Genomic DNA, 13,212 nt, shown 5'->3' on the forward strand with positions numbered 1-13,212 from the left:
ACCTCCCTCGGACCGCGGCATGTGCGTATTCTCGTCCACCGCCGGATGATCGATGTGCGCGGGCGACACGCAACGCCGCCCCGGCTCAACGGCGTTGGTACCAGGATCCGTTGCCAAAGTGGATCGAGGTCCTTTGGCGTGTATCGAAAGTCCTGCCTGGCACTGGCACGCCCGCTGCTGCGTCGGGGCTGTTCGAGTACACCCAGTGCGAGGGCGGCCCTCCGCCGTGCGACGTAGGTCCGCCGCCGGATGTGGCAGGGCGCCGCGCGCCATAACCTCCCCACATGACGGCAGTTGACTCTCAGCCCAGCGGCCCCCGTAGTGCGGAGCAGCGCAAGCGCGAGGCGCTTGAACGGCTCGCCCGGGACAACGACGTATGGGTCGCCACGGCCGACGCCACCGGCGAGCCGTGCCTCGTTCCGCTGGCCTTCTGGTGGGACGGCGAGGCGGTGTGGCTGTCCACCCGCGACACCAACCCGACCGGGCGCAACCTGTGCTCCTCTGGCCGGGTCCGGCTCAGCTTCGGCCATAGCCGGGACGTGGTCCTGATCCACGGCGTCGCGCGCATGCTGACCCGCGAGGAGCTTCCGGCCGAGGTCGGCGACGCCTTCGCCGCCAAGGACGGCTGGGACCCTCGCGAGGACCACCCCTCGTACGTTTTCTTCCAGGTCACTCCGCAGGTGCTACAGGCGTGGGGAACGGTTCCCGAGATGGCCGGACGGACCCTGATGCGCGACGGGAAGTGGCTGGTCCAGGGCTGCCCTGGACGACCGCCATCAGCGGCATGCGGACCGCCGGGGGCAGCGGTGGGATGACCGGCTCGGCCTGCATGCCCTGGATCAGCAGCGCGGCGAAGCGGCGCGAGGCGGCCACCGCGGTGGCGGGGGAGGCGGTCCGGATGCCGCCGTTGGCCATGAACACCATGACCAGGTCGTCCAGGACGAACTCCGGACGCAGCTTGCCCGTCGCCTTGGCCCGGCGGGCGAGTTCGGCGACCTTGCCCAGCGCCTGCTCCCGGGCCGCGGTGAAGTCGATCGCGCGGGGGAAGGCCGAGACGAAAGCCGCGGTGAAGCCCCGGTCCCGTGCGTGCATCTCACACACTCTCTCGATCACCCGGCAGAAGCCGTGCCAAGGGTCCGGATCGGCCAGCCCCTCGTCGACGAGAGCGGCGCAGACCGCCATCTGCTCGGAGAACACCTCGGTGACCAGCGCCTCCTTGGTCGGGAAGTGCCGGTAGAGGGTTGCGGGGCCGACCTCGGCGCGCCGCGCGATCTCGCGCATCGCCACGTCCAACCCCTGCTCGGCGAAGATCGCGCGGGCCGCACCGAGGATGCGCTCGCGGTTGTCCCGGGCGTCGGAACGCAGGGAGTGCGGCTCATGGTTCGTCACCGTTCTCACTGTAGCCAAACGGACGGGGTGTTCCGATGGCGTCCGGTGCCATAGGGGCACTTGGGGTCCGGTGCCGTAGGGGTACTCGGCGTCTGGTGCCTTGTGGGAACTTGGCGCCCGGTGGACCCTGTGGTGGTTCTCCGGGCCGGCACCGGCGGGCGGCGGTCTCGCCCCGCCGTCGCCCGCGGGGCCGGTTCACGGTTCAGGGCGTCACGATGCCGTGCAGGAGCAGGTCGATGAGGCGGGAGGCCAGCTCACGCTGTTCCTCGCTGGCGGCCATGAGGCTGATCCCGCCGAGGGCCATCAGCACGTCCTGGGCACCGACCCCTGAGCGCGCCACGGACTGGTCCGCCAGGGCGGTGAGCAGATGGGTGATGGCGTCGGCGAGCAGCGCCCGGGTGTGCAGTCTCTCGCTGTCGTCGGTCAGCACCACGGCCAGCGCGTCGGCCATGCCCTGCTTGGCGGCCATGAAGTCGATGAACTGTTCCATCCAGGTCCGCAGCGCGTCCACCGGCGGCAATGTCGTCGTGAGGTGTGGTGCCACCTCGCACAGGCGCTGCACTTCTTGCCGGTAGACCGCCTCGATCAGCAGTTCTTTGGACGGGAACCGGCGGTAGAGCGTGCCGATGCCGACGCCGGCCACGCGGGCGATGTCCTTGACCGAGGCACCCGCCCCCTCGCGGGCGAAGGCGGCCGCTGCTGCCTCCAGCAGTCGGTCCTCGTTGCGTTGCGCGTCGGCGCGCAGCGGCCTGCGGTGCCGCGCTGCGCCCCCCTCGTGGCCGGTCACTCGTCCTCCCTTTCCCTCCGCACTTGCAACCGGAACTGGTTCCGCTTACTCTCGAACCGGAACCAGTTCCGAATGGAGACAGAAGCGTACGGCGGGCCCGTGCCCGCGTGCCACCGGCCACGCGGCTCACCGCCCCGATTCCGCCGCACCCGATTCCGCCGCCTTCATGTCCACCACTTCCACCGCCCGCACGGAGAACCACATGACGGACGACCTCATCACGACCCCCTTCGGCGCGCAGACGACCGCCGCCGAGGTGCTGACCGGTGTCGACCTCAGCGGCAGGCGTGCCGTCGTCACCGGGGGAGCGTCCGGCATCGGACGCGAAACCGCGCGTGTCCTGGCCGCCGCCGGCGCCGAAGTCGTCATCGGCGTCCGGGACCTGGCCGCAGGCGCACGGGCCGCCGAGGAGATCGCCCCGGCAGACGGTCCGGGATCGGTGCGCGCCGCGCTGCTCGACCTCGCCGACCGGACCTCGGTACGCGCCTTCGCGGAGGCATGGCGAGGAGGGCTGCACATCCTGGTCCTGAACGCCGGCGTGATGGCCTCGCCGCTGGAGCGGACGGAGGAGGGCTGGGAGATGCAGTTCGCCACCAACCACCTCGGCCACTTCGCCCTCGCCACCGGCCTGCACGGCGCCCTGGCGGCGGCCCACGGCGCGCGCGTGGCCGTCGTCAGCTCGGTCGGTCACGTCAACGGCGACGTGCTCTTCGACGACATCGACTTCGAACAGCATCCCTACGATCCATGGGCGGCCTACAGCCAGTCCAAGACCGCCAACGTCCTGTTCGCCGTCGAGGCCGCCCGTCGCTGGGCGCCCGACCTGATCGCCGTCAACGCGCTCAACCCCGGCCGGATCACCAGCACCCGCCTCGGCCGCCACATCGCGGACATCTCCGACAGCCCGGCCTCCTTCGACCCCACCAGCACCGACGTGTCCTGGAAGACCATCGAGCAGGGCGCCGCGACCTCGGTCCTGCTCGCCGCCTCCCCGCTGGTCGAGGGCGTGACCGGACGGTACTTCGAGGACTGCGACGAGGCCGGCCCGCACCGGCCCGGTGTGCGCCGGGGAGTGGCCGCCCACGCCGTGGACCCGCACAACGCGGCCCGCCTGTGGCAGATCTCCCTCGACCTGCTCGGCAGCGCCGCGGGCTCCGCGGCCGACGAAGCGGCGGCTGCCGGGCTTTGACCGGGCGATGCCAGGGCCGTTCGTCCATGAGCTGCCTGGCGTGGAAGGCCGAGGGAGTCCGTCCGGCCCAGGGGGCCCAGGGAGTGCGCAGGCGCCGCCCACCGACGTACCGCCGGACCGTCGGGCGGCCTGCGCAGGATTCTCGGGCGAGGCCGCGCAGCGCTTCGTCGTCCGTGCTGCCCGGTCGCGGGAAATATACGTACAGGACGTGGCCCTCGGGGTGACCGGCCCGTCGGTCATCCGGGTCGGGCGTGGAGCCGCGGCCCGGTGATCGACAGGTTGCCGCCGAACTGGGCGAGAGGGGACACGGCCGCGTCGGTGAAGGTGATCGTGCGGGTGGGGGCGGCCTGGTGCGCCAGCCAGCTGGGTACGGCGTCGGGGGCGATGGTGACGGTGCGGTCCGCGGGGAGCGGGCCGCCGCCGAGGGCCGTGACCCTGCCGGACAGCTTGCGGACGTAGAGGGTCACCACGCCGTCGCTGCCGGGGCCCGTGAGCGTCGACGTGGTTCCGCGCCCGGCCGACAGCCGCATCGCCGTGCGTCCGCCGTCGCCGTGCGTGGCCAGATCGAGGGCGGTGGCGTCCACCGAGCGCGCGGTGAACTTCAGTACCCGGACGGACCCGGTCGCGGTGCGCACGGTGACCACGCCGTGGAAGTGGAGCGAGCGGAGGACGAGCCGGTCGGCGCGCAGGACCCACGAGGTGTTCGCGGGGCGGGCGGGCAGCCGGTCGAGGGGTGCGGGGGAGGGCGTCGCCGAGGGCTTTGCGGTGGCCGGCCGGGTGTGCGCGGAGGTGTGCGCGGTGGGTGCGGACGGCCGGCCGGGTCCGGGGAGGAGCGGCGAGACACGGGCCGGGTCCGGGACGGTGCTCGTGGCGGACGGTGTGGTGTCCGGCTCCGGCGGTGCGGTGGGCGTGGGGCGCGGCAGGAAACTCGGCAGCGCCATGGGTCTGTCGGTGTCGCCACGGGGGGAGAAGGGATCGGCCGGCCCGGGGGTGGGGAAGTGCAGGGCCAGGGGCACGACGGTCACGGCAAGCGCGCAGGCGAGGGGCCGGAGCGGTCGGCCGAGCGCGAGGACGGGTCGCCGGGGGCGGCCCGAAGGGCGGGGCCGGGGCTGGGGCGAGCCCGTGGGCCGCGTGCTGTGGTGGTCAGTCGCCACGTCGGGAATCTCCCGTGGGAACGGCCTCGGAGGCGCGGTTGGCCGTTGCTGTTGTCGATGTTGTCGATGTTGTCGGTGTTGTCGGTGTTGTCGCTGTCGTTGGTGTCGTCGGTTCGGTGGCGTCGGGCGGGATCCAGGAGCAGGCGAGGGAGCCGCCGAGCAGGCCGCAGGCCAGTCCGAGGAAGAGGCCGCCGAAGTTCGCGACGGGAAAGGAGACGAGGGTGAGCAGGAGCGTGGCGATCCCGGCGAACATGCGCAGGTGCCGGCGGTACCAGAGGGTGAGGCCCTGGGTGATGAGCAGAGTCCCGATGATCAGGGATCCGGCTCCGGAGGTGGTCGACAGGGCCAGCGGGATCCCGGCCAGGTCGAGGTGCGCGTAGGGCCAGTACAGGATGGGCAGGCCCGCCAGCAAGGTGAAGAGACCGGCCCAGAAGGGACGTTCACCGCGCCAGGTTCTGAACCTGTACCGGGCGCGTGCCGCTGTGCCGCGCGGTCGGGGGTGCCTGCGGAAGTTGCTGGTGATCACGTGCCGTCCTGATCAGCGGTGCGGTGTGCGCCGGGGGCCGTGTGCGGCGGGTGCGGGAGTCCGCTCGGGGTGTTCGGCGGACGAGGGTCAGAAACATGTGTGGTCGCCCTGCTCGATCTGGACGCGCAGGCCGGGAACATTGAACGTGCCGGCGGAGACCGCGACGGCGGTCACCCGTACGTCGGTCATGGAGACCGCAGCGGCCTGCTGCCCGAAGCCGCTGGGGTCGAAGAAGCGCGAGTCCCGGTCGCCCGGGTTGATCGGTCCCTTGGTGATCTCCCCCTGTGCGATGCCCATGTCGAAGTCCGTGAAGTTCGCCTGGCCCGCTGCCTCGAAGGTCGTGTCGAGGAACAAGTTCGACGCTTCGACCGGGCGGTCGTTGCCGCCGGTGAGCCGCAGTGTGTGCGAGCCCAGGCCCGGGATGTCCATCGGTACGGATTCGCACAGGCCGCTGATGGTGGCGTGCCGGGCTCCGGTGACCAGGACCGGCACCTTCTCGCCCTTCTTGGCCACGTCCACCATGCCGTAGATGCTCACTCCGCGGGCGGTCAGTGTGTTCGCGGTGACCTGGAACCTCTGGCCGGAGATGAGGAAGGAGGCGGCGAGCACGCCCTGGGCCATGGCGATGCCGAGGGCGGCGCAGACCGCGACGCCGGGCACGAGGATGGTCGCGAAGCGCCGCCAACGGGTTCTGCCGACGTGGTGCGACATCCCGTCTCCCTCGGTGGAAAAAAGCCCGCCCACCTCCCTTGTCAGAGGGACATGGTTCTGTTGGCCGGTACGGATCCTAGGCTTCCGGGTGGGTCAACCGGCTGCATGTCAGGACCGCCGTGCGGGTGATGCAACTTCTCCTGGGCCTTTCGGAGGACAGCCTGCACCCGGCCGTTCGAGTGGCGCGAGACCGTGTGCCGGTCAGGGCGGCGGGACGGGCGGTTCATGACGGTCGTCCGTGCCCGCCGCCGTCGTACCCGCCCGGTCGGCGCCCCGCCGAGCAGTCGGCTCACGGGGTGACGACGGCGAAGTCCGGGTCCGCGGTGCCGAGGTGACCGAGGAGTTCGGTGAGTCTGCCGGGGTCACCGGAGATCTTCACGGTGTCCCGGCCCGCCAGGTCGGCCGGGCCGACCGTGCCGAGCAGGACGGCCCGCAGGTCGCTCTCGGCGAGGGTGACCTCGATGTCCGGGTCGGCCGCCGCGGGCCCGGTGCCGGTGACGTGGGTGAGGACGCCGTTGTGCAGCCGCTGGGTGTGCTGCTCGCCGTCGGTCAGGTTCCAGCGGACGGTGATGTCCGCGTCCCAGCTGCGCGGGCCGTCCACCCGGATGGCCAGGGCGTCGAAGAGTTGGTCCAGGGAGAGGGCTGCCACCACGTCGGGCGAGGCGGTGACGGTGGGCGTGCCGACCGAGCCGTGACGCAGTTCGTGGGCGCCCATGAGGAAGAAGTTCCGCCAGGTGCCGTTCTCACTGCCGTATCCGAGCTGTTCGAGCGCGTCGGCCTGCAAAGTGCGGGCCTCGGCGTTGCCGGGGTCGGCGAACACCACGTGGTCGACGACCTGGGCCACCCAGCGGAAGTCACCGTCCTCGAAGGACCGGCGGGCGCGGCGCAGGACTGCGTCCGCGCCGCCCATGAACTCCACGTACCGCCGCGCCGACTCGACCGGCGGATGCTCCCACAGATGTGCCGGGTTGCCGTCGAACCAGCCCAGGTAGCGCTGGTAGACCGCCTTGGTGTTGTGGCTGACGGAGCCGTAGTAGCCGTGGGTGTGCCACGCCCGTTCCAGCGCCGGGGGCAGTTGCATCTGCTCGGCGATCTCCAGACCGGTCAGGCCCTGGTTGAGCATGCGCAGCGTCTGGTCGTGGAGGTAGGCGTACAGGTCGCGCTGCTCGCTCAGGAACTCGATGACGTGTTCGCGGCCGAAGGTGGGCCAGTGGTGCGAGGCGAACGCCACGTCACTCGATCCCGCGAAGAGATCGATGGCCTCGGTGAGGTAGCGAGCCCAGACCCGGGGGTCGCGGACCTGCGCGCCCCGCAGGGTGAGCAGGTTGTGCAGGTTATGGGTGGCGTTCTCCGCCATGCACAGCGCAGCCCGGTCGGGGAAGTGGATGTTCATCTCCGCCGGTGCCTCGGTGCCGGGGGTCAGCTGGAAGACCATCCGGATTCCGTCGACGGTCTCCGTCTGCCCGGTATGGGTGATGTCCACGGTCGGCGGGATCAGCCCGACCGCACCCGTCGAGGTCGTCTGCCCCAGGCCCGCACCGACCTGCCCGCGCCCGCCCTTCGGCAGGGCCGCGCCGTACATGTAGGCGGCGCGGCGGCTCATGGCCGTACCCGCGTAGACGTTCTCGCTGACCGCATGCTCCAGGAACCCGTGCGGCGCGAACACCGGCACGCCGCCCGCGACGTCCGCGTCGGTGACGACACCGCGCACCCCGCCGAAGTGGTCGGCGTGGCTGTGGGTGTAGAGCACGGCGCTCACCGGGCGGTCACCGCGGTGGGAGCGGTACAGGGCCAGCGCCGCAGCCGCGGTCTCGGCCGACAGCAGCGTATCGATCACCAGGATGCCGCGCTCGCCCTCGACGATCGTCATGTTCGACAGGTCGAAGCCGCGCACCTGGTAGATGCCCTCGGCCACCTCGAACAGGCCGTGGCCGGAGCAGAGCCGGCTCTGCCGCCACAGGCTCGGGTTGGCCGTGTCCGGGCAGTCCTTGCCGAGGAACCCGTAGGCGTCGAGGTCCCACACCGCACGCCCGTCGCGGTCCCGGATCACGCTTTTCTCCGCCGTGCCCAGGAAACCTCGCCGCGCGTCCTTGAGGTCCTGGGTGTCGTCGAAGGCGAACCGCTGCCGAACCGCCGCGTTGGCCCCGGAGATCTGCTGCTCGGCGGGCTTGCCGTCAATGGTCTGGGACATCGGGATCTCCCTGCGGGCGGCGTGTGAGGACCGGCGACACCGACGGTCACGGACACACACCACCCTCAACCGGCTCCGACGGCCGCACGATCGGGCGTACGCCATTCGGGTAGCCGGCGGTGACCGGGCAGTCCGCGGCGGGGGCGCCTGCGGCCGCACCTCATACCGGCTGGAAACCGCCCTGCAGTTGCTGGACGACGTGGACCAGGGGAGCGAGCGTGGCTTCGGCCGCCGCCTGGGTGAGGGCATCGCGCAGGGCGGTGTTGAGGGTGGGACGGGCCTCCGTCAGCAGGCGCAGGCCGGCGTCGGTGACGTCGGTGTAGATGCCGCGGCGGTCGGTGGGGCACAGGTAGCGCGCGAGCAGACCGCGCTCCTCCAGCCGGGTCACCAGCCGGGTGGTGGCGCTCTGGCTGAGGACGACGGAGTCGGCGACCTGCCGCATCTGCAGATGCCCGCCCTCGCCGTCGTGCTGGCGGCTCAGCACGTCCAGCAGCGAGTACTCGCGCGCGCTCAGCCGGTGTGCGCTCTGCAGCGCACGTTCGACTCTGCTCTCGATGCGTCCGTGCAGCAGTGAGAGCGCGGACCAACTGTGCGCCAGCGCGGTCAACGCGGAGTCGGTGGCGGTCATGAACAGCTCCCTGGGTCCGGTCGTACGAGCGGAGGCCCCGGCCGGAGCTTGCCGCCGTACCACAATCACTCTCATCACTATACCCGCGTTTGCAATAGACATCGTATACAACTATTGTCGATGCGTGTAAGGCGCTCACGCATCTTCCCCTTCCCGCATGTCAAAGGACCCTCGTCATGCCGCTCGCACTGCTGGCCCTCGCCATAGGGGCCTTCGGAATCGGCACCACGGAATTCGTGATCATGGGGTTGCTGCCCCAGGTCGGCGCGGACCTCGGCGTGTCCGTACCGACGGCCGGTTTCCTGGTCACCGGCTACGCCCTCGGCGTCATGTTCGGCGCACCGATCATGACCGTCCTCGGGACCAGGATCTCCCGCAAGAACATGCTCATGCTGCTCATGGGCCTGTTCATCCTCGGCAACCTCATCTCGGCCGTCGCCCCGGTCTTCGCCGTCATGCTGATCGGCCGCGTGGTGGCCTCACTGGCCCATGGCGCCTTCTTCGGCATCGGCTCCGTCGTCGCCGCCGAATTGGTGGCGCCGGAGAAGAGGGCCGGTGCCATCTCCCTGATGTTCACCGGTCTGACCGTGGCCAATGTCGTCGGCGTGCCCCTCGGCACGTTCGTCGGCCAGAGCGCCGGCTGGCGCGTGACCTTCCTGATCGTCGCGGGCCTCGGCGTCCTCGGCCTGGCCGGCGTCGCCAAGCTCGTCCCCGACGTGCCCAAGCCGCAGGGGGTGCACCTGCGGCACGAGGTCGCCGCCTTCAGGAACGCCCAGGTCGTTCTGGCCATGGCCATGACGGTCCTCGGCTTCGGCGGCGTGTTCGCCGCCATCACCTACATCGCGCCGATGATGACCGAGGTCAGCGGCTTCGCGGAATCCTCCGTCACCTGGCTGCTGGTGGTCTTCGGGCTGGGCATGGTGGCGGGCAACCTCGCCGGCGGCCGTTTCGCCGACCGCAAGCTCATGCCCATGCTCTACACCGCGCCGGGCGGCCTGGCGCTGGTCCTGCTGCTGTTCACCTTCCTGGCCTCCGGCAAGGCCGCTTCCGTGGTGGCCGTCTTCCTCATCGGCGCCTTCGGCTTCGCCACCGTGCCGCCGCTGCAGAAGCGCGTCCTGGACCACGCCCACGGCGCGCCGACGCTGGCCTCGGCGGCCAACATCGGTGCCTTCAACCTGGGCAACGCCCTGTCCGCCTGGCTCGGCGGCCTGGTGATCTCCGCCGGCCTCGGCTATGCCGCGCCCAACGCCGTCGGGGCCGTCCTGGCCGCCGCCGCGCTGGTCCTGGCCGTCCTCTCGCACCGGCTTGAGCTGCGGAGCCCCGGCGCCACCGGGGATTCCGCCCCGGCGGACCCCGACCACGCCACGGTTTCCGGCCACGGCGCCGATCCCGCCGCGGCTTCCGACCAGCGCGTCGTCTCCGCCCCGGTCTCCGACGGTGGCGTCGCCTCCGCCACGACCGGAGTCATCCGCTCCTGATCACCCGTACCCGCCTTCCCCCTCCCCCCTCGCCCTCCCTTCTCGCCTTTCCTTCCGCTCTCTCCGACCGACCTGCCCGCGAACCGTCGGTGGCCTGCTCCAGAAGCCCCCGCTCGGGCCCCCGTTCAGGTCCCCCAGTAACCGCACCACCGAAACCGCACCACCGAATCCGAAGAAGGACCCCTGATGACTTCCGTACCGAACGTGACGCTCAACAACGGCGTGACCATGCCGCAGCTGGGCTTCGGCGTCTTCCAGGTCCCCGACGAGGAGACCACCGCCGCGGTCGCCGCCGCCCTGGAGGCCGGCTACCGCAGCATCGACACCGCCGCGATCTACGGCAACGAACGCGGCGTCGGCAAGGCCATCGCCGCCGCCGGCCTGCCCCGCGAGGAACTGTTCGTCACGACCAAGCTGTGGAACGCCGACCAGGGACACGACCGGACCCTCGCCGCGTTCGACGCCTCCCTGGACAAGCTCGGCCTCGACCACGTCGACCTCTACCTCATCCACTGGCCCACCCCGGCCCGCGACTTGTACGTGGAGACCTACCAGGCACTGGAGAAGATCCTGGCCGGCGGGCGGGCCCGCGCCATCGGCGTCTCGAACTTCCAGGTCCCGCACCTCCAGCGGCTCCTGGACCACACCGGCATCACCCCGGCGGTCAACCAGGTGGAGCTGCACCCCGGTCTCCAGCAGACCGCGCTGCGCGCCTTCCACGCCGAGCACGGCATCGCCACCGAGGCATGGAGCCCCCTGGCCCAGGGCGCGGTGCTCGGGGACGAGGCGATCGTGCGAATCGCCGAGGCGCATGGCGTAACCCCGGCGCAGGTCGTCCTGCGCTGGCACCTGCAGAGCGGCAACATTGTGATCCCGAAATCCGTCACCCCCGACCGCATCCGGCAGAACCTCGACGTCTTCGGCTTCGGCCTCACCGACGCCGAGATGACCGCCCTCACGGGCCTCGACCGGGGCCTGCGCACCGGTCCCGACCCCGACACCCTCACCTGACGAACGCCCCGGAGCGCCGGTACCGCGACAGCCGCTCCTCGCCTCGACGACGGGAACGCCTCATGCAGATCGATCTTTCCGGCCGTACCGCTCTGGTCACCGGTTCCACCCAGGGCATCGGCCAGGCCATCGCCGACGGCCTGGCCCGCGCGGGCGCCCGCGTCGTCGTCAACGGCCGCGGCGAGGAGCGCGTCGCGGAGGCCGTCCGCACCGTACGGGCCGAGTCCGGCAGCGACGACGTCACCGGCGCCGTGGGCGACCTGGCGACCGAGCGGGGCGCCGCCGCCGTACTGGACGTGGTGCCCACGGTCGACATCCTCGTCAACAACCTCGGCATCTTCGGCGCCGCCATGCCCCTGGAGATCGACGACGACGAATGGCGCCGCTACTTCGAGGTCAACGTGCTCTCCGCCGTCCGGCTCATCCGTGCCTACCTGCCCGCGATGAAGGAGCGGGGCTGGGGGCGTGTCCTCAACCTCGCCAGCGACTCGGCCGTGGCCATCCCGGCCGAGATGATCCACTACGGCATGACGAAGACGTCCCTGCTCGCCGTCAGCCGCGGATTCGCCAAGGACGCCGCGGGCACCGGCGTCACCGTCAACTCCGTCATCGCCGGACCGACCCGCACCGGCGGGGTCGAAGCTTTCGTCCGCGAACTCGTCGGTGACGAACTGCCCTGGGACGCGGCGCAGCACGAGTTCATGGTCAAGTACCGCCCGCAGTCCCTGCTGCAACGCCTCATCGAGCCCGAGGAGATCGCCAACCTGGTCGTCTACCTCGCCTCGCCCTACGCATCGGCCACCACCGGCGGCGCCGTGCGCGCCGACGGCGGCTACGTCGATTCCATCCTGCCCTGAGCCCGGCGCCGCCCGATCCCGGCCATCGGTCACCGGCCACCAGCCATCAGCCACCCCCACCAGTCATCGGCCCCGGTCCCTGCTTCTCCCCTCTCGCGGACCACGGCTCTTGCGGACGGTGGCTCTTGTGGACGGTGGCTCTGGCGGACGGCGGCGCCGAGCGGTTCACCACCGCATACGAAAGGAGGCTCCTGATGAGCCTCACCCACCTGCTGCCCGGCCCGCTGGGCTTCGGTACCGCCCCCCTGGGCAACATGTTCCGCGCCATCCCCGAGGACGAGGTGCAGGCCACCCTGCAAGCCGCCTGGGACCAGGGCATCCGGTACTACGACACCGCCCCGTTCTACGGCGCCGGACTGGCCGAGATCCGGCTCGGCGAGATGCTGTCCCGGCAGCCGCGGGACTCCTTCGTGCTGTCCACGAAGGTCGGCCGTGTCGTCCACGACGAGGTGGAGGACCCCGCCACCCGCGACCTGGGCGAGAAGGGCGGCCTGTTCGAGCACGGCCGTCCCAACAAGATGACCGACGACTACAGCGCCGATGCCACCCACCGCTCCATCGAGGACAGCCTCCGGCGGCTGGACACCGACCGGCTGGACATCGTCTGGGTGCACGACATCGCCCAGGACTTCCACGGCGACCGCTGGCTCGCCCAGTTCGAGACCGCCCGCACCGGCGCCTTCCGGGTCCTGGACGACCTGCGCGACCAGGGCGTGATCAAGGCGTGGGGCCTGGGCGTCAACCGGGTGGAGCCCGTCGAGCTGACCCTCGCCCTGGACGAGCCGCGCCCCGACGGGTTCCTCCTGGCCGGCCGCTACACCCTGCTCGACCATCACCAGGCGCTCCAGCGGCTGCTGCCCGCGGCAGTGGAACAAGGCGTCGACATGGTCGTCGGCGGCCCTTACAGCTCCGGGGTCCTGGTCGGCGGCGCCCACTTCGAGTACCAGCCGGCCCCCGCGCACATCCTGGAGACCGTCCGGCGCATCCGGGAGCTGGCCGAACGGCACGGCGTGTCCGTCAAGGCCGCCGCGCTTCAGTTCTCCCTCGCCCACCCGGCCGCCGCCGCCGCGATCCCCGGCGCCACCCGTCCCTCCCGCATCGCCGAGGACCTCGCGGCCCTGCGCGAGGAGATCCCCGCCGCCTTCTGGCACGACCTGCGGCAGGCCGGCCTGGTCGACCCGGCCGCCCCGCTGCCGGCCGGCGCCTGACCCGCCCCGCTGCCGGCCGTGCCCGCCCCGCGTCCGACCCGCACCCCACGAGAACCCCAGCCCGACGTACGAAGGACCCGTCC

The 13,212-nt window shown here is 71.4% G+C and carries 12 protein-coding genes and 1 pseudogene; 6 read left to right on the top strand and 7 right to left on the bottom strand.

What is annotated here, in order from left to right:
* Window positions 1-284 precede the first annotated feature (284 nt).
* A pseudogene (locus tag ACFY2B_RS05645) lies at window positions 285-752 on the top strand (pyridoxamine 5'-phosphate oxidase family protein); the annotation flags it as partial.
* Here the strand turns inward: ACFY2B_RS05645 and ACFY2B_RS05650 are convergent.
* On the bottom strand, window positions 670-1,389 hold the full coding sequence (locus ACFY2B_RS05650; RefSeq protein WP_390761851.1) for a TetR/AcrR family transcriptional regulator: 720 nt from the start codon (window positions 1,387-1,389) through the stop codon (window positions 670-672). The pseudogene ACFY2B_RS05645 and the gene ACFY2B_RS05650 overlap by 83 nt on opposite strands.
* Before the next feature lie 202 nt (window positions 1,390-1,591).
* Complete coding sequence (locus tag ACFY2B_RS05655; RefSeq protein WP_390761852.1) at window positions 1,592-2,176, bottom strand: TetR/AcrR family transcriptional regulator; 585 nt, start codon at window positions 2,174-2,176, stop codon at window positions 1,592-1,594.
* Window positions 2,177-2,342: 166 nt separating this feature from the next.
* Here ACFY2B_RS05655 and ACFY2B_RS05660 point away from each other — a divergent pair, with 166 nt between their 5' ends.
* The gene (locus ACFY2B_RS05660; protein WP_390761853.1) at window positions 2,343-3,365 is read left to right on the top strand and encodes an SDR family NAD(P)-dependent oxidoreductase; all 1,023 of its coding nucleotides are present in this window, start codon (window positions 2,343-2,345) and stop codon (window positions 3,363-3,365) included.
* A gap of 236 nt (window positions 3,366-3,601) precedes the next feature.
* Here the strand turns inward: ACFY2B_RS05660 and ACFY2B_RS05665 are convergent, their stop codons facing one another.
* From ACFY2B_RS05665 to ACFY2B_RS05685, 5 genes are all read right to left on the bottom strand, one after another.
* Entirely contained in the window at window positions 3,602-4,390 is a 789-nt protein-coding gene (locus tag ACFY2B_RS05665; protein ID WP_390761854.1) for a hypothetical protein, read from the bottom strand.
* A gap of 118 nt (window positions 4,391-4,508) precedes the next feature.
* On the bottom strand, window positions 4,509-5,045 hold the full coding sequence (locus ACFY2B_RS05670; protein WP_390761855.1) for a DUF6114 domain-containing protein: 537 nt from the start codon (window positions 5,043-5,045) through the stop codon (window positions 4,509-4,511).
* Window positions 5,046-5,132: 87 nt separating this feature from the next.
* On the bottom strand, window positions 5,133-5,756 hold the full coding sequence (locus ACFY2B_RS05675; RefSeq protein WP_390761856.1) for a DUF6230 family protein: 624 nt from the start codon (window positions 5,754-5,756) through the stop codon (window positions 5,133-5,135).
* A 289-nt stretch (window positions 5,757-6,045) separates the two neighbouring features.
* Complete coding sequence (locus ACFY2B_RS05680; protein ID WP_390761857.1) at window positions 6,046-7,947, bottom strand: alkyl/aryl-sulfatase; 1,902 nt, start codon at window positions 7,945-7,947, stop codon at window positions 6,046-6,048.
* A gap of 160 nt (window positions 7,948-8,107) precedes the next feature.
* A complete protein-coding gene (locus ACFY2B_RS05685; protein WP_390761858.1) occupies window positions 8,108-8,575 on the bottom strand; it encodes a MarR family winged helix-turn-helix transcriptional regulator in 468 nt (155 codons plus the stop codon).
* A 176-nt stretch (window positions 8,576-8,751) separates the two neighbouring features.
* Here ACFY2B_RS05685 and ACFY2B_RS05690 point away from each other — a divergent pair, with 176 nt between their 5' ends.
* From ACFY2B_RS05690 to ACFY2B_RS05705, 4 genes are all read left to right on the top strand, one after another.
* A complete protein-coding gene (locus tag ACFY2B_RS05690; RefSeq protein ID WP_390761859.1) occupies window positions 8,752-10,053 on the top strand; it encodes an MFS transporter in 1,302 nt (433 codons plus the stop codon).
* Window positions 10,054-10,239: 186 nt separating this feature from the next.
* Window positions 10,240-11,064: an aldo/keto reductase gene (locus ACFY2B_RS05695; protein WP_390761860.1), complete on the top strand. Its 825-nt coding sequence runs from the start codon at window positions 10,240-10,242 to the stop codon at window positions 11,062-11,064.
* 62 nt (window positions 11,065-11,126) lie between these two features.
* Window positions 11,127-11,921 (top strand): SDR family NAD(P)-dependent oxidoreductase, encoded by a 795-nt coding sequence (locus ACFY2B_RS05700; RefSeq protein WP_390761861.1) that lies wholly within the window; start codon window positions 11,127-11,129, stop codon window positions 11,919-11,921.
* 194 nt (window positions 11,922-12,115) lie between these two features.
* Window positions 12,116-13,129, top strand: a complete 1,014-nt coding sequence (locus ACFY2B_RS05705; RefSeq protein ID WP_390761862.1) for an aldo/keto reductase — start codon at window positions 12,116-12,118, stop codon at window positions 13,127-13,129.
* The last annotated feature ends 83 nt before the right edge of the window (window positions 13,130-13,212 follow it).

It is taken from the genome of Streptomyces sp. NPDC001270, assembly GCF_042896695.1.
Classification (GTDB): domain Bacteria; phylum Actinomycetota; class Actinomycetes; order Streptomycetales; family Streptomycetaceae; genus Streptomyces.